A 23,535-nucleotide genomic window follows, 5' to 3' on the forward strand; every position below is an offset into this window, starting at 1 on the left:
TATAACGCCTTTTTCAATTGATTGTACCCCTTACAAAAGGATTTTCTCTTATTACAATAAATAAGAAAATTGATGTAATTAGTGGGTTGTTGAACTAAGGTACTCACCTATTTAGTTTGTTTAATTAATTGATACGAGTCGTCATACAAAATAACGGAGTAAAGTAAAAAATAGTATTTCGTCGGTGTTTTTTTGCGTTTCATCGATAAAAACTAATCCATTATTGTAAAACAAAACTATTGTCCTCTGTTTAAATAATGAGTAACTTGACCCAAAACCTAAAACAATCACAATGAAAAAAATACAAGTAATGGCAATGAGTTTTATCCTTGTCGGTGCCTTAAGTTGCAAACAAGCTAAAAAAGAAGCGGAGACCACTGCGGAAGAAGTTGTGGAAGAAGTTGAAAAGGAAGTTGTGGCTGTCAAAACAATCACATTTTCAATGGAATCCAAAAGCGATAGCAATGTTGCCGGTGATGTAACTTTTACCGAAGAAAATGGAAATGTCATCATGAAAGCGTCCTTGACCGGCCTTACCGAAGGAGAGCACGCCATTCACATTCATGAAAAAGCAGACTGTTCCTCAGCGGATGGAAAATCGACTGGCGGGCACTGGAACCCCACGTTTCAACCCCATGCCAAATGGGGAGCTGAGGGTGGTTATCACAAAGGTGATATCGGAAATTTTGTAGCCAACGCCGAGGGCAATGCAACAGTTGATTTTGCTACCAATGAATGGTGTATTGGATGTGACGATGAAACCAAAAATATTGTGGGCAAAGCCGTAATAGTTCACCAAGGCGTAGATGACTTCACCTCCCAACCTAGTGGAGCTGCAGGAGCCAGGGTTGCCTGTACTGGAATTATTCAATAGAAACTTTTTGAAAAAAAGGGATTCCAATTGTGGAGTCCCTTTTTCGATTCATACAATATCCATCAAATCGTGCATTGAACATGGCGATAATACGGCAAATGTGGTCTGTTAAAAATTTATGGGCATCTATTTTATTGTTATTGTTGATTTCAATGGGTTGTAAAACAGCTCCTCAAACCCTGACTTTGGACCAAAAAGAGGAACTTATTTCAACAATAGAACAATTCAATAGAGCTTTTTCAGAAAGTGATGTCCCGGCACTTGAGTCGATGGTAACAGAAAATTATAAGCATACCAACGGCACCTCCAAAGCCATTGACAAAGCATCTTGGTTTAAATACCTAATCAAACGGGATAAAGCGGTCAAGGGTGGTGAGTTAATCATCAACACATACACCCTTACCGAATTGGATATTGAATATCATGGACATTCAGCCATAGTGAGCGGTAAGGTTTATTCCTCCCATACAAAAGACGGCACGGATATGGAAAGTGAGTTTCGAATCACGAATATATGGGTATACCAAGATGGAAGTTGGAAACGGGCAGGTTTTCACGATGGTAAAATCAATTAAATCGAATAGAATACTGTATTTAAAACTATAAATAAGATGAAATTAGGAGCCTTTTCAATTAGTTTGGCTGTAAAAGACCTTGAAACCTCAAAGGAGTTTTATGAAAAGTTGGGGTTTTCCGTATTTGCTGGAAACAAAGAATATAATTACTTAATCCTAAAAAATGGAAATGCGTTGATCGGTCTTTTTCAAGGTATGTTTGAAAACAATATTTTGACATTCAATCCCGGTTGGAACGAAAATGCAGAGACCATACCCAATTTTGATGATGTACGTGAAATTCAAAAACATTTGAAAGCCCATGGAATTGCATTGGCTTCTGAAACTGATGAGACCTCTTCAGGTCCTGGAAGTTTTACATTGCTTGACCCTGACGGTAATGCAATTTTGATTGATCAACATATTTAATACCATACAGCTCCTTGCCCACCTAATCGTATAAATTCATATATTTTTATATATTTACGTAACTAGTTACGTATTTAATATGGCATATGATTTTTTACCTCAGTTAAGGCACTTAGGATTTACTGCTCGCATTAAAAGACTAAATGAAAAAATTGTGTCTAGCACAATAACACACTACTCCAACCAAAAGCTAGGGTTGGAACCCAATTGGCATGTCATTTTTCTTTTATTGAAGGAAAAGAACGAACTATCTGTTACAGAAATTGCAAATTATCTTGGTTTCTCGCATCCCGCAATAATCAAAATAACCAGAAAGATGACAGCAGAAGGTTATTTACAAACTCGCAAAGATTCTCAAGACGGAAGAAAAACACTTATTCAAATATCTAATAAAGGGAAAAAGTTGTTGCCCAGTTTTGAAAAGGAATGGCATAGGATACAGTCTGTGCTTGAAAGGTTTGTGGATGATGATTTTTTGGAAAAGTTAACCGAACTGGAGCAAAAACTGCATCATCAAGGTTTTGCGGAACGTTATCAAAATAGTTATGGTCCAGCAGATTCGAAGCAAGCCTTTGTTGTTCGCAACGCGGAACCTTCAGAACATATACGCATTGGTCAGCTTATGGTTAAGGTTTATGCCGGGCTTGAAGGTTTTCCAAAGCAAGATGACCAGCCAGCCTATTACAAAACCTTGGAACATATTGGGGAGTTCACCAAAAAGCCCGGAGTAGAACTCTTGGTTGCTATAACTCCCCAAAACAAAATTATTGGAGGTGTGCTATATTTTGGGAATATGAAATATTATGGTTCAGGAGGTACCGCGCCCTTAGAGAAAAATGCTTCTGGATTTAGGCTTCTAGCTGTTCACCCAGATGGAAGAGGTTTGGGGGTGGGCAAGGCTCTAAGTCTAACATGTATCGAAAAAGCCAAAAAGAAAAATCACGAAAATGTTATAATCCACACTACGGAATATATGAAAGTGGCCTGGAAGATGTATGAAAAGCTCGGGTTTAAATGGGCCTTGGATTTAGATTTTGTACAAGTGAAATTGAAAGTCTATGGATTTCGATTAAAACTGGAATGACTTCGAATAAATGAATCAATCCCATTATTGAACAGAAAAAGAAACGACTTCATGGTGAAGTCGTTTCTTTTATCAACTAAATCAATACTCAAAAATTACAGTTTCACCCCTACTCCAAAGCCAATAATCCACGGATTGATATCCACGTCGGCTCCAACGGTAGCTCCAAGTGCGGTTGTAGCGTTTACTGTGGCATCAGTGTTCAGGAATAACTTTTTTACATCGGCATTTAAAAACCACCTGTCGTTAAGCATAAAATCGAACCCGCCCTGTAGCGCATATCCAACGGCGGTGTCATAGTCCACATCGTCTGCTACCGGACCTTCATCGACCCCATAAAATAGAGTCAGATTTAAACCGGCGCCCAAATAAGGGATAAAATCACCTCCTGTAAAATGATATTGTCCTGTCAATGTTGGTGGAAGAAGCCATACATGGCCCAAATCAATATCGCCAGCTGCTGTTCCAACAGCTTCAACATCGTGCTTAGTAGTGGCCAAAATCAACTCCAAAGACCAATTTTCATCAAAGAAATAAGAAATGTCGAGTTCTGGAACTACGGTGGTAGAAATCGCAACATCTCCACCAATAGCCTCAATATCAGCGTTTTCATCTGGCGTCACCACAATTCCGCGTAGTCTAAACTGCCATGGACTTCCATTATCTGCTGGTTCTTGGGCCGTCATGGATTGCGAAGCTCCCAATAGTAAGATCATTGCACAAATAACTAGTTTTTTCATTGCCTATGTTTTAAAAATTTGTCAAAGCTACTTCGACACTTGTTCGGAGAACATGATCATTATCATTGTACATTTTTAAGGTCAATTTTTTCTTTGAAGGAATCAAAAAAATGGTGATACGGACAAAATCCATTATTTTTTCAATCTGCCAACATAATTGGGTAATTTGCAGGAACAAAACCATTGTCGCCATGGATCCAATGTCTTATCAACAGGAAATTTTAAGCACCGTTGTTGTTGCAATCGTAATCTTTGCATTAAACTTTTTGAGCAAACGTGCCATTCGTCGTTTTGGAAAAATAAGTGCTATTGATATCAACAATCGAAAAATAATTTTTTATTTAAGCAACCTCCTTTTTTACGGGGTAGGAATTGCTTTGGTCGCCCTGATTTGGAGCGTCAACCTACAAGAGTTTTCGGTGTTTATTTCTTCGGTTCTGGCGGTTGTTGGTATCGGATTTGTAGCGCAGTGGTCCATTCTTTCCAATTTAACTGCAAGTGTAATCCTATTTTTTAGTCATCCCCTCCGTCTTGGGGACAGAATAAGGGTTTTGGACAGTGATTTTGATTGGACCGGAAAGGTAGAGGATATTAGCGGTTTTTACCTATTTATGCGTACCGATGATGGACGTAGAATCACCATTCCCACCAACCTGGTGATTCAAAAGGGCATCGAAATCTTAAAGCAGAGTGAAACTGGCACTCAGCTTACCAATCCATCTGAATCAGAATAATAACACATTTTTCCAGTAGAAAAGTCTTTTAATTTGCTTTATTTTGAGATGCAAACATTAACCTAATGAACCCTTCTGCATCTGGATGGATAAACAAATTTGGACACCTTGTAAATGAAGAGTCCAAAGTCTTCCCAAACTTTGAACTTCTGTACCACGAGCTTAAAAGATCAGGGTTTGTATATGGAATCCATATTGATATCCCCAAGTTCATTACTGTTGAACACAACTTGACCGAGGATGAGATTGCCAAGATCAATCTACTCACTGCGCTATATTTTACCTACCGATTTGAGAAAAAGGATAATGATTTTGAGCGTTTTGTAAACACCGTTTTCAGTTATTATCAATCCCTTGAGGTAAGTAAAATATCGTTCCTTAACAAAATATTGACCGGTAGCCAGACCGAATCACAGCTTGAAAAGCTCATAGATTCCCGTATATATCTAGGTGGTAATGCCTTTAACCGTGCTTTTGGGAACAGTCTTACCAATTCATTGTTGTATGTTGATGTACTAATTTTTAGAATATATCTGCAGGCCCACACCTCGGTTATTGAACATGCCCAACTTTTGGAATATGTAATTATCAACATTGCGTATCAAGCATTAAATTCAAAAGAGACCCAAAAAGAGGATGATAAACTTGTGCAACTTTTAGATTCATCACTCACCTATTTGGATTTGGACCCAGCAAATTTGGACGGCTCGTACCGTGAATTGTTCAAGGAAAATTTCACAGAATGTGAAAAGGATTATTTCATGGATATGGCCTGTTTGACTTTATGGGAAGACAAGCAATTGGACCGTAAAGAATGGGACTATATTTTGGGGCTTGGAACGGACCTGAACAGGTCTGAAAAAGAGGTGAAATCCACACTGGATTTTGTTCAAATCTTCTTCAGGGAAAACAAGTCAAAAATCGGGTATCTAAACGACAAAAATGTAGCCGTTCAATTTTACGAAGGGATGTCGAAAAATGTGGGGAAATTAATTTTGAGAAACAGCAAAAGATTAAAAAAAGAACTTACCGAAAGTAAGGAATTGGTTTCTCTTTTATCCAAATCGGCAACCAAAGAATTGAATGCCCAAGAGCGTAAAAAAGTTCAAAATCAATTGCTGGATATTTTTAAGACCATTCCTTCTTTGGCCATTTTTATGTTGCCCGGAGGAGCGGTATTATTACCCATTTTCATCAAACTGATCCCAAAATTATTGCCTTCTGCTTTTGACGACAACCGAGTTGACTAAATTTCTTGGATTTTGGGCCAAAAATCTACTATAAGAAAAATTTATAGCTATTTATTTTTAGGTTTAAAAATTTAATAATCAGTATTTTAAAATACTTTATTCCAACCATAACTTAAAGTCTTTTACACGCTCCCTACTCACAATGATTTCTTGTTCAATATAGCGATTTAGTTTGATTTGAAGCCTTGAATTAGTGTAAGAAATGATGTCCTTGATGTGATTTACATTCACATAGAACTTTCTACTTACCCTGAAAAAAATCTCTGGGGACAACTCCTCTTCCAACTGCTCCAAAGTAGTGTCTAACAAATAATTTCTTCCATCCATAGTTGCAGCATATGTGCCCTTGTTTTCACTGAAGAAACATTCTACCTCGTCCGCGTTTATGATTTTCAAATGTTGTCCGACCTTGACCGTAAACCGTTTTTTGTATTCCCTTTCCAAGGGGTTGACAAGTAGCTTTTTTATGTCATTAAAATCGACCGATATTTTTTGATTTTCTGGCTTAAAATTTTGATACTTTTTTACTGCCATTTCCAACTCTTCATCATCGATAGGTTTTAGCAAATAATCAATGCTGTTTAACTTGAATGCCTGGAGTGCATATTCGTCATATGCAGTGGTGAAAATTATGGCACTTTTCACTTCGATGATTTCAAAAATTTCAAAGGAAAGACCATCCGATAACTGAATGTCCAAAAAAATCAAATCGGGGTGCTGGTTATTATGGAACCATTCGATGGATTCTTCAACGGAATGAAGCATTGTTGAAACATTTACATTAAGTTCTGAAAGCAACCTGTTTAATCTCCTTGCCGCAGGTTTCTCGTCTTCAATGATTATGGCATGCATTTATTTATGATTTAGTGGTAAAACTAAGTTTTGTTCGTAGGTTGATATTTGTCAATTGTATTTTGTGCTCTCCTCCTCTTCTTGCTCCATGTATTTTTTAATCTGCTTTTCTTCCCATCTTTTTAGGTACGGCACCTTATTTCTCATGAGAATTAAACCATGAACAACAATGATAACGCCCCAGATAATAAAGTTTCCGTTTATCCAATCAAAGTAATATGCTTCAGTAGGAAAACCCTCCGGCATATAAGGCGTCAACCATCCGCTTTTAAAAAGAAAGAATATAACATTGACAACGAAGAAGATTTTAAGATGGTTGTAGAACCCTTTCAGTTCCTTAACCCGCTTCTTAGCCCGTTCATATTTGTCCAAATCCCTCATACTGCTAGTTTATATATTGATTTGTATATCAATTTTCTTTTCCATTATTTGAACTTATCCATTTCCTTTTTATCCTTCTCAATGTATTTTTGAATTTGGCGCTCCTCCCAGTTTTTACCGAACAGCAGGTTAAATCCCAAGGTTTTGGATGCATGGAATAACAATCCAATTCCCCATGCCCCTAGTGTCACAAAGTGGGGCCATTGCCAAAAATCGTCCGTGTTTAAATAAATATTGACAAGAATAAAGGTGTTGATAACGATATACACCATTAAATGGATATAAAACCCTTTCATCTCCTCTACCCGTTTTTTTGCCCTCTCGTATTTTTCTGGATTAGAATTTTTCATGATTATTTCCACTTTTTTGTTTTTTCATCCTCGTCCATTAATTCCTTGATCTTGCGCTCTTCCCACTTTTTGCCAAAAAAAGGATTGAGATTAAAGGTCCCAATTGCATGGAATATAATTCCAATTCCCCAACCAAAAGCGGCCCATAAAAACCACATATAACGAAATTCATTGGTTAAATAGTTGATCAGTGCCAATGCCGAAATTACCATGATATAAGACCATACATTGGCATAAAATTTCTTGAGCTCATCGACCCGTTCCTTAGCCCGGATGTATTTGTTTTCCTTCTTTGACTGCTCCATTCTGGTTGGTATTGAATGATTAATAAATATAGGTATTCATTAGAATTTATCGCTGTTCATGTACTCCTGTATTTTACGCTCTTCCCAGTTTTTGCCCAGCAAAGGGTGATATCCGGTTGCCTTAATCCAATGGAAAAATATTCCAAGCCCCCATCCAAATGCCGGAAAAATAACCCACATAAAACTGGTGGTTCTATAATTTATATAGGCTAAAAAGGGAATTACTAGGCAATAGGCAAATAAATTGGTATAAAAGCATTTGAGTTCTCTTACTCTTTCTTTCGCCCTGTCGTATCTGTGTTGATTCTGAATTTCCATATGTTTTGATTTTAGATGTTTTTTAATTACATCTCAAAATTCCATATAAACAAAGGATGATGAAAAAATGAATTCGTGAACTGTTATTTTAGGTGGATGAATTGTTTTTAGTATGCTGGGGCAACACTAAAAATCATCTTTGTCCATCAGTTCTTGGATTTTTCGCTCTTCCCATCGTCTGCCCCAAAGCGGATTATATCCATAAGCTTCCATTCCATGGGCTATGACACCAAAACCCCATCCCAAAGTGGGAAAAAATGCCCATAAAAAGTCGGTAGTCCTAAAATTGAGCCACCACAAAAAAGGAATTACAATACAATATGCGGTTAAATTGGAATAAAATTCCTTTATGCTTTTCACCCTTTCCTTGGCTTTTAAGTAGCGTTTCTCGGCTATATAACTTTCTTGGGTTTCTATAACAGAAATTTGCTCTGTAAGCATTGGTAACCCAACACTGAATTGGGAATTGGTTTTGGCTATAAGAACCTCCCTGTCGGTTAATATGCCATAGCGCTGTTTAATATTTTGAAGTCCGACTCCACTACTTTTTTTAACCACCTGCTTTTCTTGGAGGTTATTGCGCACCACCAACATCCCATCTTCTTCCGTTACTTTTAAATGTAGAGGTTTGGAGGCTGTTACCACATTATGTTTGACCGCATTCTCCAAAAGTAATTGCAATGACAAAGGGACTATTTTAGCATCAGGAACAGTGCATTTTTCAGGAATTTCGAATACGATACTATCCTCAAACCGCATTTTAAGCAGTCTCACATAGGTACGGGCAAAATTGAGCTCTTCATCAACAGTGACCAAATCCTTGTTCTTCTGCTCCAAAACATATCGATACACTTTGGAAAGTGAGGTGGTGAACTTTTGTGCTTGATCGGTATCCTCTTCAATCAAACTGGTGAGCACATTAAGGCTGTTGAACAAAAAATGTGGGTCTAATTGATTTTTCAAGGCGTCGAAACGAGCTGAGGCCGATCCTGCAATGATTTTCTGTTTTTTCACTTCCTTTTTCTGCAGCGCCCTATAAAAATAAAAGGCATGCGTGAAAAGTGAGGCTATCAAGGTGATCACAATTGCAACGATGTAGGAATCTGGTTTTTCATTTTTAATAAATTCCATAAACGATACACCTGTGTAATAAAAATGAATGATATATCTGAGTGCTCCGAATGCGATAATTGTAAGTATGAAAGAGCCTATAGCCCCAATCCACAATCGTTTTTGAGGACTTTTTTCCCAAGAATAGCGAACATTCATCCAATCATGGTAATATGCATTGACCGCGGTCAATCCAAATGAAAAAATAAAACTGATGATAATATCCCTAAGGATCTTATCAAATGAATAATCGCCATTCCCAAAGACAAAAATGCTGAGAATGGCAACTACTATAGTTATCAATAAAGAAACCTTGACAACTTTGATAAAATTTTGCATACTTATGACTTACATTGTGCCGACACCTGTTCTGCCCTATCTTTTCCCCATGCAGGATAGAATGGAGTATCGTTGTTAAAATTAGCAAAAAGTTGCAAGGCTCTCTCCACATCTTTACAATATGGTGCAGTATCCTTACCAAAATATCTGGCGGATCCCATATCCCACTCCGCTTTTGAAAACACCACTCTTGGGTTTTCAGGAGCCAATTCAAGGGCTCTTTGATAAAGTTGTGTAGTTTTTCCTGAAAGGGTCATGCCATATGTTGCACCGTCAAATGCTATCCAAGCCGTATTTATTAGGGCTTCTTGCACCAATAATTCGGGATTGTCCGGTGAAATTGATTTGGCCATATCGGAAAACTCCCTAGCTTTTTCCAATTGTTTGGACAATTTTTCAAAATCTTTTTCCCCAAATGAGTAAATGGTGTTTATTTGGGCGACGTAATAATGGGGAACCCAGTTGTCCTTCTCCGCCATTGCAATACGTTCAAAAATATTAGCGGCTTCCATCGGTTTTTGGTCTTTCCAAAGTTGAAAGGCTTTTTCCATACCTTTCATGTATTGGTCTTGTGCCCATGTTACACCGATAGAACCAAATAAAATAACAAGAAGAATAAGTTTTTTCATGACTGTTCGTTTTCAATTATTTATACCGCAAAAGTGCTTTCGAACAGTAAATCTCACCAAAAACTATGACCCAACTGTTGGTTTTTACACCTGAACTGTTGAATAGATTCCCACTTTTGCGGGAATGACAGATTATCTGAAACCCCGACGCCGTGCATCGGGGAATTTTTTTAAACAAAAAGCCCGGCAATTCACTAGAAAAGCCGGACTTTGCAACTATAAATATTGGTTATCGGTTGCTGTAATCTTTATAGATGGCTTTTTCAAAAGCCTCCCAATGTGCATCGGTCATTCTGCCAGGGGTAAAGAGACATATTCCGGTCGCACCATTTTTCATGGAGCCCGCAATGGCCTCACCAATTTCTTCAGGAAGCAATCCATGATTTTCGGGATCTTTCTCATTCCCTTTCTTTTCAGGCTTAGGACAGATGAACAATCCACTATAAACAGGAACTCCAGCTTTACTGGCTCCAACTTCCTCCTTAACAATTTCTCCTACCCACTCAGGTCCTTCTAAATAAAAATCGTTGTAATTCATGGGATACACGGCATCCAAATTCCATTTATTCCATTCTTGCCGTACCAATTTTTTTGAAATTGACGGCCCAGGGAACACCGCTGCATTGATTTTTTTTCCTTTTCCATGGACCACATCGGCCAAACGACCCACCATATTGGTAATTAGGTCGTATCTGAATTGTTTCCATTCCTCAACTTGCGTAGCATCTTCAGCAGCTTTGATGTCTATTCCTGTCTTTTCCTTAAAGTCGGATGTACAGTCATCGCAATAGCAATAGTCGTATGGAGCATATTCTTTATCCATCACAAGACCATATTTATCCCATAGCCCACGGGCCAAAATCACATCGGGAAAACGGATATAATCCAAGTGAATACCATCAACCTCTTCCACATCGGCCACTCCTCCATAGAGTTCAGCCAAAAAGTTGTAGGTTCCTTCTTTACTTGGGCATAAAAACTTATAATAATCCACATAAGCTGGTTTTTCAAAGGCTGATTCTCCATTCCTGTTGACCGCATACCAGGTTTTGTCAATCTTTGGGTTTTCTCCCTGTACCATTGTCGGAATCCAAGTGTGAAACTCCATCCCTGATGCCTTCACCAATTTTCCAACTCTTTTATACGTTCCAGGATCATGTCCTCCATTATACATTAAACCATCTATCCCTTTTCCTTTAAGATCTTTAAATTGAGTCGTCAATTCTGCATCAGTGGCTTCACCCGGTCCGCCAATCCATGCGTAAACTGGAATCTTGTTCTTTTTCTCATCCGTTGCCGTATTTTCAGCATTTTTGGACTTGCAGGAAACCAACAACAATGCAGCTGTTGCAATTAGAAGAATTTTATTCATTTTGAGCTTCGTTATGTTTATTTTGAAATGAATTTAGCCAAACTTTCCTACCTATTTCAGATTCTTAGCTAAATGACGCTTCTGCCAATATGAACACCAACACTTTTATGATTTTAAGGTGATTAACATGGCCGACAACTCCCAATTTTGAGTTAAAACCCAATCCAAAACGAATTTCTTTTTATGGAGATGCAACCTTTCTTCTTTTCCACTGTCATTAGGTGGAATACATCAAAAAACGATTCAATCTAATCTTAAATCAAAAAACGAATGAAGGAAAAAAAGGAAAGGCCAAGGCCTATTCGCTTGCTTACCGCCCTATGCCTTTTGGCAAGTTCACTTACCCTGCACGCCCAAAGCAATTACACCATCAGTGGAAACATAAAAGACAAAATGAACGGGGAGACCCTTTTTGGCACCTCCATCTTTTTACAGGGTACAACAATTGGTGCCATTACCAACGAATATGGTTTTTACTCCTTAACAGCACCAAAGGGATCCTACACCTTGGTGTTTTCACATTTGGGATATAAAGAGATCTCCATGCAAGTGGTCTTGGACCAAAATCAAAAAATTGATATTGAAATTACCGAGGTTTCCACACAACTGGACGAAGTGGAGGTCACTGCCGAAGAGCCCGAAAGGGCCATACTTCGAAAACCAGAAATGAGCGTTTCCAAACTCAATATAAAAACGGTAAAGCAAATGCCCGTAGTTTTGGGTGAGGTGGATGTGATCAAATCCCTCCAGATTTTACCTGGGGTCACTAATAACGGCGAGGGGTCAAGTGGTTTTCATGTTCGCGGAGGGGCTGTGGACCAAAACCTTGTGCTCCTGGATGAAGCCATTATATACAATACCTCACATATGCTCGGTTTTTTCTCTGTCTTTAATGCCGATGCAGTAAAGGACCTTAAACTCTATAAGGGGGGCATACCTGCAAAATTTGGAGGACGGGTTTCATCGGTGCTGGATGTGCGTCAAAAAGATGGGAACAGCAAGAATTTTGCCTTAACCGGTGGCATTGGTGCAATTTCCAGCAGATTGGCCGCCGAAGGCCCCATGTTCAATGACCGGGGCTCGTTTTTAATTGCCGGAAGAGGATCTTATGCACATCTATTTCTAAAACTGGCTGGTGAAAAGAATAGTGTTAGCTTCTATGATCTGAACCTTAAAACCAACTACCGTCTTAACGATAACAACAAGCTCTTTCTTTCAGGATATTTTGGCAGGGATGTTTTTGATTTCGATGGCTCATTTAACAGTAGCTACGGAAATGCTTCCGGAAACTTAAGATGGAATCATATTTTTAATGATCGATTGTTCTCCAATCTCTCCCTCATTTATAGCAAATATGATTATGAATTGGGCATAGAGGATTTTGAGTTCGATTGGATTTCCTCCATCAAAAATTACAATGCCAAATACGATTTGAAATATTATTTCAGCGATGCTTTTAAACTCGATTTCGGTATTAGTACGATCAAATACGAGTTTGATCCTGGGCAAATTAAACCTACCGGTCCCAATTCTGCAATAAACGAACTCCAACTCGATAAAAAAAGAGCTTTGGAAAGTGCGGCCTATATCAATGCGGAGCACAAACTAACAGATAGGCTTACCGCACAATATGGTCTACGATTCAGTCATTTCAACCGAATGGGAGGACAACCATTATCAGAATATGCAAATGACCAACCCTTGATCTACAATCCAACCTTGCGGTTTTACCAAAGGACGGACCCTATTGGTGAAACGGTGTATAAGAAAAATGAGAGCATGGAAACATTCAGGAATTTTGAACCCCGAGTGGCCTTGGCCTATCAGCTTAATGATTACTCATCGGTCAAATTCGGCTATTCAAGAGCTGCCCAGTACATCCATTTGCTGTCCAACACCTCTTCCGTAACTCCTCTTGACGTTTGGACCCCCAGTGGGAAATATATAAAACCGCAATTGTCAGACCAGTATGCCCTCGGATATTTTAGAAATTTCATGGACAAAATGTTTTCGATGGAAGTGGAAGCATACTACAAAACAGTGGATAATCGTATTGACTATATCGACGGTTCGGACCTCATCGGAAACAACACCATTGAACGGGAAATTTTGAACGGGGAATCAAGAGCTTATGGTCTTGAACTTTTGTTCAGGAAGAATGAAGGTCCCTTAACAGGTTGGATTTCATATACCCTTTCTAAATCGGAACAGCGAACATTTGGTGGCAATGCAGGTGGTCCGGGCATCAACAATGGGGATTGGTACAACACTCCGCATGACAGAACCCACGACATCTCGATTACGGGGGCATATCAATTAAATGAAAAATGGAGTTTTGGGGCCAATGCCGTTTTCCAAACCGGAAGACCAGTTACCTATCCGAACGGACAATATCAATACGAGGGCATATCCATTGCATCCTATTCTGACCGTAATGCCGATAGATTACCGGCTTACCATAGACTGGATATTTCGGCCACTTATAAACCAAATAGAAGACCAGATAAGAAATGGAAGGGAGAATGGGTCTTTGGCATTTATAATGTCTACAATCGAAAAAATGCCGCATCCATTTCGTTTGGGCAAAATTTTGAAACCGGCGCCAATGAAGCAACTCGAACTGCAATTTTTGGTATGGTTCCCTCCGTTACCTACAACTTTAAATTTTAAAACAATGAAACGCATTTATAAAATCTTTTTTAGCATTGCAATACTATGTATTGCTTCCTGCACTGATGTTGTCGAAGTAGATGTTCCCGAAGGCCCCATTAGGTTGACCATTGAAGCCTCACTGGATTGGGAAAAAGGCACCTCAGGAAATGAACAAACCATTTTATTGAGTACCTCCACACCCTTTTTCGAGCGTCAACAAAATTCGGCGGTAAATGGAGCAATAGTCCAAGTAACCAACAATGACAGTGGTGCGATTTTCACCTTTCAAGACCAAAATGATGGACGTTATACCACATCCACGTTTATTCCAGTTGTTGGAAATTCATACACATTGGAAATATTATATGAAGGTGAACAATACACCGCCACCGAGACCATGCTTCCCGTAAGCGAGTTTTCTGCCATAACACAATCAACAGAAGATGGTGAAGATGACGAAGCTTTGGAAGTCAATGTTTCCTTTCAAGATCCTGCGGATATCGAAAACTATTACTTTCTCAGATTTCATAGTAGGAATGATAGATTACCCGAGCTTTTTTACATCAAAGATGAATTTGTGGACGGGAATGAAGTAACCTTTTACTATGAAAAATTGGAGGATGAACAGGAAAACATCAAAGAGTTTGAACCCGGGGATGTTGTGGATATTCAATTATTGGGTATTTCGGAAGACTACCACAACTATTTGCGCTTGCTGGTGGAACAATTTGAGAGTGCAGGAAATCCATTTAGCGCAACCCCGGTCGCCTTGGTTGGTAATTGCATAAATGTGGACAATCCTGATAATACCCCATATGGCTATTTCAGGGTTTCCGAAAAAGTGGAAAGTAGTTTTACGTTCGAGTAGTTTTTGTTTTTTTTAGGTTGACAATCCCAAAGTCCGAATTTTCGGCTTTGGGATTTTTGTTTTGAGGTGGCCCATATATTGTAGGAATTCAATATTCTGTAAGCACATGTTGTAGGAAACTATATATAAACCATTCATTATTGAGGTAAAAAAAGCAATTAGCCTATTACTTAAACCATTCATTACCAGTTTTTTATTATCTTAGAATACTAGGATTTTAACATATCCCTCCCCCCACTACTTTCCTAGTTTGTTCCCTCATATAGAACCTTACTTGCACACTTGTAGGTTGATTCATGCTGTTTGGAATTGAGCAAGATGTCGATTACCAAATTTGTAGACTAATTCAATTTATATCAACCTTTAATTCTAAGCTTTATGAAAACGACTAATTCAACAAAACTGAAAAAACTATTGTTTGCACTATTGCTGGTTCCTTTTTTAATTTCAGCCCAAGAAACCAAAGATTATGGAGTGTTTACCAATCTAATGCTAACCGCCCATCCCGAAAAGATAGCCGAATTTGAGGCTGGGATTGCCGCCCACAATAAAAAGTTTCATTCGGATGGACCTTATGCGGCCAATGTATTTTTTGTAATGAGCGGCAAAAATTTTGGGAAATATGTCTGGAGTATGGGACCCATACCTTGGAGTGCAATGGACAACGCTCCTCAGAATGAGAATGGACATAATGATGATTGGAATGCCAATGTTGCCGCCCATTCATTATCCGAATCTCCAGTTACCTATTGGAGATTTGATACAAAACACTCCAATTTCACCAAAGATTTCAAATTAAAAAATTTAGCTGTCTTTATGCTGGATATCAAGCGTTTCAAGGGGCGGGATTTTATGGGCGTTTTGGACAAAGTCACCAAAGTGTTTAAAACAAAAGACGCTGATGAGCAATGGGGAGTCTATTTTAACGAATTAAGCAATATGGATGGTCAGGACATGGCATGGGTAAACTTTTTTGACAGCAGCTCTTGGATGTCGGAAGAAGACAAATTTCCAGAATGGTATGAAGAAGTACATGGGGAAGGTACATTTATGGACTTCTTAAAAGAATTTGGGGATACCACTAATGGCGACATTCAAGAATTATGGGCATTCAGACCTGATCTTAGTGGAACCGACGGGTCGGTCCAATCCGCGGCCAGACAATAATTCCTATTTTAAATTATAGCAGGGGGCTAGTTTGCTCCCTGTTTTTTTTTTTGGAATATGCATCACAAAACAACCATGGATTGTCCATCTCTTTTCTGCTATCTTTACTAAAAAGCGAATCATGTACAAAACAATATGCACCACTCTAATCCTTAGTTTTGTCTATACCTTAAGCTTTGGTCAAACCTCAACTCTCAATTTTCTAAACTCCTTAAATCCAAAGCAACAGCAAAAAGCATTGCTGGCCTTTACGGATGATTCTAGAGAACTCTGGCATTTTTTTCCTGCTTCCATGCTAGATAAACCTGGTGTTTCGCTAGCAGAACTCAATTCCTCCCAAAAAGAATTTTTTCACACCATGCTTCAAAGCCATCTTAGTCAATCTGGGTACCAGAAAGTCAAGAAAATTATTGCGTTGGAAGAGGTGCTTCTTGAACTCGAAGGAAATTCAAACATGAGGGATGCTGAAAAATATTATATCGCTTTTTATGGAGATCCAAAAAGCAATCATGTATGGGGCTGGTCCTTTGAAGGTCATCACCTTTCATTAAATTTCACTACGGTAGGCGACCAAATATCTTTGACTCCAAGATTTATGGGGGCATCGCCTGCCAAAATCCTGTCCGGAGAAAGAAAAGGCCAACGTGTTTTGGCCCAAGAAGAAGATCTAGGGTTGGAACTGATCAATTCCTTGAATTCCAATCAAAAAAACATGGCGATATTTCGTAAAATCGCTTTGAGAGAGATTGCCACTTTTATAGAATCGGAGGTAAAACCGTTGGAAACCATTGGTATAAACATGGACGCCCTGAATCAAAAGCAACAAGAGTTACTCTGGAAACTGATTCGCGAATATATTTTCGCCATGCCAAACGAACTGGCTAAAAAAAGAATGGCAAGAGTTAAGCAAGAACAAATTTCAAATATCTTTTTTGGATGGGCAGGGGCTACCTCAGCGGGAAAACCACATTATTATAGAATTCAAGGAAAAAGTTTCTTGATTGAGTTTGACAATGTTCAAAACAATGCCAATCACATCCATTCCGTTTGGAGGGATTTTGATGGTGATTTTGGACGGGATCTAATTAGGGAACACTATCAAAACTCCAACCACCATTAGCTAAAAACTGAAGGTAAAAGCTTACAAATCAGTGCATTTCATCGAAAAACTTAAAATATGAAAGGTTTTAAATCAAGAGATTTGCATTTTTGGGGTAACACTAAACATTAACCCCAAGGGTGCCTTCACCCTGTTTTAAAAGCCTCAAATATGAAAATTAAACTCTTTCTAGGCCTTCTTATGGCCTTTGCACTCACCTTTATAAACTGTTCAGATGATGCCGATTCCAATGCCAATGGTACAGGTAAACTGACTATACAATTAACGGACGCCCCTTTTCCATTTGATATGGTAGCTGAAGCGAATGTAACCGTGTTTAAGCTTGAAGCTCGAAACACTGACAATGAAGATGATGAAATGGATGATAACGCTGACAATGATATGGATTCCGATGATGACGGAGATGGTTCTCCCTTTGTTACGTTGATGGAGGAAGAAATGGATATAAACCTTTTAGAGCTTACCAACGGAGTTACGGAGCAACTTGCAAGCATAGATGTTCCTGCGGGCACATATGATCTGTTGCGAATCTATGTGAAAGGAGTAAACGTTGTCCTAACAGATGGCCGAACTTTTGACCTGAAAGTACCTAGTGGGGAACAAACCGGCATTAAAGTATTCATAAAGCCAGGAATTACTGTTGCTGGTGGGCTGTCTGCAGACTTGTTGTTGGACTTTGATGTGAGCCGTTCTTTCGTTGCCAAAGGCAATACCAAATCAATAGATGGTATTAAAGGATTCAACTTTAAACCGGTAATTAAGGTGAGTAACCTTTCCACGGCCGGAAGCCTTGTTGGAAGTATTACTACTTTGGAAGAAGAAGTGCAAGTTGCTCTTGAGGGTGCACAGGTATCCGTCTTAGCAGCAGACACCTTAAACACTTCAGGTTTTAGCGATGCTGATGGCAATTATACTATTATGGGGCTGGAAGCAGGCTCTTACAAAGTGTTTGCCGAATTGGAAGGGTATATCAAAAGCGATACCGTTGACGTGGAAATAGCGGTCGCCAACAAAACTGTCCAAGATTTTCAATTGGAAAAAGAGGTGATTGAATAAAAACCTTTGCGAGATTTTATAAAATAAAAAGCGGGAATTAATTCCCGCTTTTTTTATGTCTTTCATACTCTTGAACAAATTTTGGTCAATACAATTTCGTACCTTTCTCATATGAATTCAAAAGCAACCCATGAAACCAAATAAACTGACTTTACTATTTCTACTGTTCACAGTTTTGGGATTTTCCCAAAGACCAAGCGCCTTGGAAAATGGTAAATTTTTTGAGAAAAATGGCACTAAATTGCTGTACGGAGGTGATAACGAAACTGAGCACTTTGTAATAGACAATTTAGGGTTGGAACCGGCACAATTTCATTACGGTATTGGCCGTGAGCGATTTCCGGCACTTTTAAAGCCAGAATTTCAAACTGTACAGGAAGCGGATACTCTTTGGACCGCAGACAGTCGATTTTTGTTGGCAAAAAAGGGAAATGATATCAAAGCCTATTCTGTTGCCGACCTAACGCGTCATGAGGTGGTCAATGATATGTTGGATGGTGAACCCATCTTTGCTGCCTATTGCATCTTGGCAGATTTAGGAGCAGTTTATAAAAGAACTTATGCTGATAAAGTTTTCACCTTCGCACTCAGTGGATATACCTATTTTGACCCCAAAGTATGGGACGGGCTCGACGGTTTTGTATTGTGGGATCGTGAAACCGAAAGTCTTTGGTGGCCACTAATCGATAAAGCAGTATCAGGTTCACTTAAAAATGTAAAGCTTCAAAAACTTGAAGATACTTTTTGGGAAGACACCACCTGGGGGCAGATAAAGGACAATTATCCCACTGCCAAGGTGATGAAATCCGGTTTGGATTACGAACGCCCAAAAACTTGGAAACGATATGATGATGTTTCCGACATCGTAAAAAAGTATACTAACTGAATTTTTCCAACCTTGTATATTCCACATTATTATAAAAATGAAAATGTTGACGAAGTCAAAGCATTTTTAAGAGAAAACAGCTTTGGAATTTTAATCAATCAGGTTGATGGCAAACCTTGGGCCACACACATTCCTTTGGAATTGGATCTGGATAGTAATGGTAAGGATGTTTTGGAAGGTCATATCTCCAAAGCCAACCCACAATGGAAGGCTTTTCAAGAATCCAAAGAAGTCTTATGCGTATTTAATGGTCCACATGCCTACGTTTCCTCTTCATGGTACGAGGAAGAAGAGGTGCCTACTTGGGACTATATTGCGGTTCATGTTTATGGTAAACTAAAAGTTTTGAATGAAGAGGAGACCATGGAATCACTGGATAAACTCGTGAATAAATACGAAAAGGATTCCAAAAACCCAGTTTCGCTTCACGATTTATCTCCCAAAACCCTTAGGCAGGTAAAAGGTGTGGTTGGCTTTCGAATTGCTATTACGGACATTCAAGCGGCCTATAAACTTTCGCAGACCCGACCACAAGATCATCCAAAAATAGTTTCCGAGCTGTCAGAAAGGAAAGATTACGGAAGCAACGCAGTCGCAAAACTTATAAAAGATTGAATATTTCAGGTTTTAGCAATTAGAGGATCCCTGTTTTGTATCTTGTAAGAAACTAAACAACAACGCTTTACTTCTAAACACCTATTTCATGAAAACATCTCGAAGAAATTTTTTGGCCGGTACTGCTTTGGTCACTGCTGGACTTACGCTTACACCAAATAAAAGTTTTGGAAATTCCAACGAAAAGAAAAGTTCCATAGATGACCTCTACCTTATTGGCCCAAAAGAGGGATATTCACCAGAAATTGGGACTTTGCTTTCTACTATGACCATGATGCGTCATTGGGTAATCAATACCGTGAAAGATTTAACCGTGGAGCAATTAGATTTTCAGATTGATGACAAATCAAACTCTATTGGGGCAATGCTTTTACATTTGGCCGCTACGGAAAGATACTATCAGCTCAACACCTTCAATGAAATGGAATGGGGTTCTTGGAGCGACGAAATAAAAGCTGAATGGGATGTTCCAATGTCTATGGGAAAAGATGCTAGAGAAGAAATCAAGGGACATCAAGTGGATTTTTATCTCGGTAAATTGAAAGAAGTAAGGGAAATCACGCATCAAGAATTTGCCCAAAGAGATGATAGCTGGTTGGAGAAATCAGAGCCTTTTTTTCAAAATAAACCAACGAACAACTATTGTAAATGGTTTCATGTATGCGAACACGAATCCAATCATAGAGGTCAAATGAAGTTTATTGTCAAACGATTACCTAGTGTTTAAGCCTACTGCTTATTCGTTGTCCTGAAACTTGGTATCGGCCCATCCGGAGTATCGTGAATTGTTCACATGCATGATCCAAATTTCATCTTTATAGGCGCCTTTCATCTTTGATCTATAAGCAGCGTAGGCATCTTCGTTTTCTTGGTATTTGGCCAAATAAACATAGTTTAGGCCATTGTCTGGGTTCTTAAAAGATCTCGCATCGAGGCCTTTGGCTTTTAGTTCTGCCATGAAATTCTTGAGGTAACGTTCATTTTTAAAGACGTTGGCAACAATATAATGGCCTTTACCTATGCCATCTAGACTAATAAACTTTTCAACAGGTTTAAACGCTCCTCCAGTAAAAGCTCCTTTCTTTGTTGGCGCTTTCGCCTTTGGTTTGAGCTGAACTTTGGTTTTAGGTTTAGTGGATGTATTTGCAGCGACCTGTGTTTTTTCCAAAGAATCGTAAATGGAATCCAAGTCTGAAGTGTTTTTAGCCAAATACAGTTTTTGTGCATTGGCTTCAACATCAGGGCGTTTGTTATCTGTCTGTTTTTTAACCATGCGCATCACCATCTCAAATCGCTTTTCCATGTCTTGTTGCCTATTTCTCTCCAAAGAATCCATTTTAAAGATCAATTCGTTAATCACAGCATAATTATCTTCCTGTTGTTCCTTTAATTGTTTCACTTGTTCTTCCCAAAAAGCCAAATCTTCCTTGTTGGTCGGTCTCAAAGTAGTTTCAGTTTCCAGCTTATTTCTCTTGGATTTTTTCTTTTCTTTTTTAATATCTGCCACAAAAGTACCTTCAATAGGTTTTCGGGTGGAGCCTTCATCATTGGATGCCAAGATGCTCCTCGACATATTGGGCACAAATGAAAATGCGACGGAAACTTCATGTGTTATGCCCAAATTTGTAAAGTTGTTGTTGAGGTTTTTTTCAAAGTTATAACCGAAAGACAATCTTCGGTTCAAATTGAAACCGGTACCGGCGGAGGCTCCATAAAACTGGTCATATCCTCCTTGAATCCATCCTAATTTGGGTAGGTCAAGAATCAATCCACCCCCAAAAATGGGATCTTGACTTCCTTCAAAGCGAGCTCTGGCCAAAGGTAAAAGCCTTCCATCTTCAAAAATCCCTGCTCCATTTTTAAATTCATGTGCAAACTGTATATGCCCTGAAAAGGTTTTTTCGTTGAAATCGGTCAACGATTTTCCCGATTTCATATTATAGTCCACTAGGTTCTGGGCGAATACACCAAAATCAAATTTACCCAAAGAGAGATTCAAACCAGGTTGAAAAGAAATGATGGAATTTTGGGTCGCATCGTTCAGCAAGGGGTCATCATCCACGGTAATAGCCCTATCTGGATCAAAACTGCTTACATAATAGGGAATGTTTACACCAAAGCTCAAGCTGCTTTTTTGGCCCAGTTGAATTCCATGTGAATAATTTGCCATTACCCCAAGATTGGAGATAACTCCTTCTTGTTGATTGTACAAACTTAGGCCTAAACCAACACGATCATTAAGACGACCGCTATAGCTTAAAAAGTAGTTTTGATTGTTGTCATTAAAGTCAGCACTTTGACTTCTGTGAAATAGGTTTACATACGATTTGTCTTCTCGAACGGCTGAAAATGTTGGGTTGATCAAAAAGCGATTGAACTTCAACAAATTTTGAAAGGGTACATCATAACTAACATACGGATTGCCTTCCTGCGCGTTTGATTCAAAGAAAAACAAACACGGTAAAAGCAATAGAAGAAGTCGAGCATTACGACCTATATCGATATTTTTGAAATACAGGGGTAGTTTTATAGCCATAGCTAAAAAGTCTAAGTAGGTTAAACACCCGTTTGGGGGCAGGTATGTGGTTTTTGTCTGGTCTCATTAGCAAGATTTGGGATTCTTGTAAGAGTTGTACTATTAACTTAATTGTAATAATAAGTGTTTTATCCTTAAGAAACCAATTTACTCGTTGAATAGCATGGTTAATTGACGATAATCACTTTGGTATAACGCAAATTCTTTCTTTTTCTTGTAAAACAGCAAGTTACCTCCATTTTATAACAGTGTTTATGTAAGGATTTCCTAGTATTTTTGTTCTTCTTACTATGATTTTATTTAAAATGGACGAGAATATTAAAATTATTCCATGTTCAGAAGCGTATTATGAGGCTTTTAGGGTTTTGAACGAGGAATGGATTGTAAAGTATTTTAAAATTGAGGAAATGGACCGGGTATCCCTGAACAATCCAAAAGAATACATTTTGGATAAAGGGGGCTACATTGCGGTGGCCTTGTTAAACGATGAACCCGTAGGTGTTTGCGCACTTATGAAAAGTAACTTGCCAGGTTTTGATTACGAACTGGCAAAAATGGGGGTGTCACCTAAAGCACAAGGTAAGGGAATAGGCAAGTTATTGGGCAATCATATAATCAAACAAGCCAAATCCCTTGGTGCTACCAAGTTATATTTGGAGAGCAATCGAGTCTTGGGCCCGGCGCTAAATTTATATAGGAAATTGGGTTTCAGGGAAATGATCGGCACCTCATCCCCATATGAAAGAAGTGATATTCAAATGGAATTGGATTTAAGCCCGGTCTAGCACCAATCAATCCCCATATTTTTATTGGAACTGAGAGCTTTTTATAATTTCCATATCCCATTAAAAATGAGTATATTATAGGATTATTCTTAAAATTCCAACGTCATGGGAACAGTTAAAAATTTGAACAAATGGGCAAATGCCCATACCTACTATCCTTTGGATTTAGTGCGCGTTGCCCTTGGAATATTTCTTTTTTACAAGGGAGTGGAATTTATGACAAATCACGAGCAAATGGCCGTAATGGTCAGGCCTTTTCAAGAAATGCCCGGAGGCATGATTCTTTTACACTACATTGCCCCAGCTCATTTTGTCGGTGGTTTTTTAATTGTTGTGGGACTTCTTACACGGTGGGCTGCTGCCGCACAGTTGCCCATAATAATTGGTGCGGTTTTGACCAATTTTTTGGGTGAGATGAATTCAACCAATCTTATTTTGGCAACAATCACTTTGCTGGCCTGCATCTTTTTCTTTGTGTATGGCTCAGGAAAACACTCGGCAGACTATTATTTAAAAATGCAACAGTAAC

Annotated in this window: 26 protein-coding genes; 16 read left to right on the forward strand and 10 right to left on the reverse strand. The window is 38.8% G+C overall.

The window, feature by feature from the left end; all coding sequences use genetic code 11:
* Nucleotides 1-292 precede the first annotated feature (292 nt).
* From ACULLG_RS13760 to ACULLG_RS13775, 4 genes are all read left to right on the forward strand, one after another.
* Nucleotides 293-874, forward strand: coding sequence for a superoxide dismutase family protein (locus ACULLG_RS13760; RefSeq protein ID WP_452127373.1), 582 nt, complete (start codon nucleotides 293-295; stop codon nucleotides 872-874).
* 80 nt (nucleotides 875-954) lie between these two features.
* Nucleotides 955-1,449 (forward strand): nuclear transport factor 2 family protein, encoded by a 495-nt coding sequence (locus ACULLG_RS13765; RefSeq protein ID WP_452127374.1) that lies wholly within the window; start codon nucleotides 955-957, stop codon nucleotides 1,447-1,449.
* A 36-nt stretch (nucleotides 1,450-1,485) separates the two neighbouring features.
* A complete protein-coding gene (locus ACULLG_RS13770) occupies nucleotides 1,486-1,857 on the forward strand; it encodes a VOC family protein (RefSeq protein WP_452127375.1) in 372 nt (123 codons plus the stop codon).
* A 154-nt stretch (nucleotides 1,858-2,011) separates the two neighbouring features.
* Nucleotides 2,012-2,941 carry a GNAT family N-acetyltransferase gene (locus ACULLG_RS13775; RefSeq protein ID WP_452127376.1) on the forward strand — a complete coding sequence of 310 codons (930 nt, stop codon included), beginning with the start codon at nucleotides 2,012-2,014 and terminating at the stop codon, nucleotides 2,939-2,941.
* A 95-nt stretch (nucleotides 2,942-3,036) separates the two neighbouring features.
* Here ACULLG_RS13775 and ACULLG_RS13780 read toward each other — a convergent pair whose 3' ends face one another.
* Nucleotides 3,037-3,681, reverse strand: a complete 645-nt coding sequence (locus ACULLG_RS13780) for an OmpW/AlkL family protein (RefSeq protein ID WP_452127377.1) — start codon at nucleotides 3,679-3,681, stop codon at nucleotides 3,037-3,039.
* Nucleotides 3,682-3,872: 191 nt separating this feature from the next.
* Between ACULLG_RS13780 and ACULLG_RS13785 the strand changes: the two genes are divergently transcribed.
* Nucleotides 3,873-4,415, forward strand: a complete 543-nt coding sequence (locus ACULLG_RS13785; RefSeq protein ID WP_452127378.1) for a mechanosensitive ion channel family protein — start codon at nucleotides 3,873-3,875, stop codon at nucleotides 4,413-4,415.
* A 65-nt stretch (nucleotides 4,416-4,480) separates the two neighbouring features.
* Nucleotides 4,481-5,665: an LETM1-related biofilm-associated protein gene (locus ACULLG_RS13790; RefSeq protein ID WP_452127379.1), complete on the forward strand. Its 1,185-nt coding sequence runs from the start codon at nucleotides 4,481-4,483 to the stop codon at nucleotides 5,663-5,665.
* Between the two features lie 96 nt (nucleotides 5,666-5,761).
* Here ACULLG_RS13790 and ACULLG_RS13795 read toward each other — a convergent pair whose 3' ends face one another.
* From ACULLG_RS13795 to ACULLG_RS13830, 8 genes are all read right to left on the reverse strand, one after another.
* Complete coding sequence (locus ACULLG_RS13795; RefSeq protein ID WP_452127380.1) at nucleotides 5,762-6,517, reverse strand: LytR/AlgR family response regulator transcription factor; 756 nt, start codon at nucleotides 6,515-6,517, stop codon at nucleotides 5,762-5,764.
* A gap of 51 nt (nucleotides 6,518-6,568) precedes the next feature.
* The gene (locus ACULLG_RS13800; protein ID WP_452127381.1) at nucleotides 6,569-6,898 is read right to left on the reverse strand and encodes a 2TM domain-containing protein; all 330 of its coding nucleotides are present in this window, start codon (nucleotides 6,896-6,898) and stop codon (nucleotides 6,569-6,571) included.
* Nucleotides 6,899-6,942: 44 nt separating this feature from the next.
* A complete protein-coding gene (locus ACULLG_RS13805; protein WP_452127382.1) occupies nucleotides 6,943-7,248 on the reverse strand; it encodes a 2TM domain-containing protein in 306 nt (101 codons plus the stop codon).
* A 2-nt stretch (nucleotides 7,249-7,250) separates the two neighbouring features.
* Nucleotides 7,251-7,553 carry a 2TM domain-containing protein gene (locus ACULLG_RS13810; RefSeq protein ID WP_452127383.1) on the reverse strand — a complete coding sequence of 101 codons (303 nt, stop codon included), beginning with the start codon at nucleotides 7,551-7,553 and terminating at the stop codon, nucleotides 7,251-7,253.
* Between the two features lie 39 nt (nucleotides 7,554-7,592).
* Nucleotides 7,593-7,871 (reverse strand): 2TM domain-containing protein, encoded by a 279-nt coding sequence (locus ACULLG_RS13815; protein WP_452127384.1) that lies wholly within the window; start codon nucleotides 7,869-7,871, stop codon nucleotides 7,593-7,595.
* Between the two features lie 126 nt (nucleotides 7,872-7,997).
* Nucleotides 7,998-9,320, reverse strand: a complete 1,323-nt coding sequence (locus tag ACULLG_RS13820) for a 2TM domain-containing protein (protein ID WP_452127385.1) — start codon at nucleotides 9,318-9,320, stop codon at nucleotides 7,998-8,000.
* Between the two features lie 2 nt (nucleotides 9,321-9,322).
* Entirely contained in the window at nucleotides 9,323-9,949 is a 627-nt protein-coding gene (locus tag ACULLG_RS13825) for a hypothetical protein (protein WP_452127386.1), read from the reverse strand.
* 229 nt (nucleotides 9,950-10,178) lie between these two features.
* Entirely contained in the window at nucleotides 10,179-11,321 is a 1,143-nt protein-coding gene (locus tag ACULLG_RS13830; RefSeq protein WP_452127387.1) for a hypothetical protein, read from the reverse strand.
* A 270-nt stretch (nucleotides 11,322-11,591) separates the two neighbouring features.
* Here ACULLG_RS13830 and ACULLG_RS13835 point away from each other — a divergent pair, with 270 nt between their 5' ends.
* The 8 genes from ACULLG_RS13835 (at nucleotide 11,592) to ACULLG_RS13870 (ending at nucleotide 20,412) form a co-directional block, all read left to right on the forward strand.
* Nucleotides 11,592-13,991, forward strand: a complete 2,400-nt coding sequence (locus ACULLG_RS13835; RefSeq protein WP_452127388.1) for a TonB-dependent receptor — start codon at nucleotides 11,592-11,594, stop codon at nucleotides 13,989-13,991.
* Between the two features lie 4 nt (nucleotides 13,992-13,995).
* Complete coding sequence (locus ACULLG_RS13840) at nucleotides 13,996-14,841, forward strand: DUF4249 domain-containing protein (protein WP_452127389.1); 846 nt, start codon at nucleotides 13,996-13,998, stop codon at nucleotides 14,839-14,841.
* 378 nt (nucleotides 14,842-15,219) lie between these two features.
* Nucleotides 15,220-16,008, forward strand: a complete 789-nt coding sequence (locus ACULLG_RS13845; protein WP_452127390.1) for a hypothetical protein — start codon at nucleotides 15,220-15,222, stop codon at nucleotides 16,006-16,008.
* A 121-nt stretch (nucleotides 16,009-16,129) separates the two neighbouring features.
* Complete coding sequence (locus tag ACULLG_RS13850; RefSeq protein WP_452127391.1) at nucleotides 16,130-17,128, forward strand: DUF3500 domain-containing protein; 999 nt, start codon at nucleotides 16,130-16,132, stop codon at nucleotides 17,126-17,128.
* A gap of 150 nt (nucleotides 17,129-17,278) precedes the next feature.
* Nucleotides 17,279-18,184: a DUF4382 domain-containing protein gene (locus tag ACULLG_RS13855; RefSeq protein WP_452127392.1), complete on the forward strand. Its 906-nt coding sequence runs from the start codon at nucleotides 17,279-17,281 to the stop codon at nucleotides 18,182-18,184.
* 130 nt (nucleotides 18,185-18,314) lie between these two features.
* Nucleotides 18,315-19,070: a DUF3179 domain-containing (seleno)protein gene (locus ACULLG_RS13860; protein ID WP_452127393.1), complete on the forward strand. Its 756-nt coding sequence runs from the start codon at nucleotides 18,315-18,317 to the stop codon at nucleotides 19,068-19,070.
* A gap of 12 nt (nucleotides 19,071-19,082) precedes the next feature.
* The gene (locus ACULLG_RS13865) at nucleotides 19,083-19,685 is read left to right on the forward strand and encodes an FMN-binding negative transcriptional regulator (protein ID WP_452127394.1); all 603 of its coding nucleotides are present in this window, start codon (nucleotides 19,083-19,085) and stop codon (nucleotides 19,683-19,685) included.
* Nucleotides 19,686-19,773: 88 nt separating this feature from the next.
* Entirely contained in the window at nucleotides 19,774-20,412 is a 639-nt protein-coding gene (locus tag ACULLG_RS13870; RefSeq protein WP_452127395.1) for a DinB family protein, read from the forward strand.
* Nucleotides 20,413-20,421: 9 nt separating this feature from the next.
* On the opposite strand, the gene ACULLG_RS13875 is transcribed toward ACULLG_RS13870, so the two are convergent.
* Entirely contained in the window at nucleotides 20,422-22,221 is a 1,800-nt protein-coding gene (locus ACULLG_RS13875) for a PorP/SprF family type IX secretion system membrane protein (protein ID WP_452127396.1), read from the reverse strand.
* A gap of 305 nt (nucleotides 22,222-22,526) precedes the next feature.
* Here ACULLG_RS13875 and ACULLG_RS13880 point away from each other — a divergent pair, with 305 nt between their 5' ends.
* Both ACULLG_RS13880 and ACULLG_RS13885 read left to right on the forward strand, forming a co-directional pair.
* Nucleotides 22,527-23,006, forward strand: a complete 480-nt coding sequence (locus ACULLG_RS13880; protein WP_452127397.1) for a GNAT family N-acetyltransferase — start codon at nucleotides 22,527-22,529, stop codon at nucleotides 23,004-23,006.
* A 105-nt stretch (nucleotides 23,007-23,111) separates the two neighbouring features.
* Nucleotides 23,112-23,534, forward strand: a complete 423-nt coding sequence (locus tag ACULLG_RS13885; protein ID WP_452127398.1) for a DoxX family protein — start codon at nucleotides 23,112-23,114, stop codon at nucleotides 23,532-23,534.
* Nucleotide 23,535 lies beyond the last annotated feature (1 nt).

The sequence above is a fragment of the Flagellimonas sp. 2504JD1-5 genome (genome assembly GCF_053618295.1).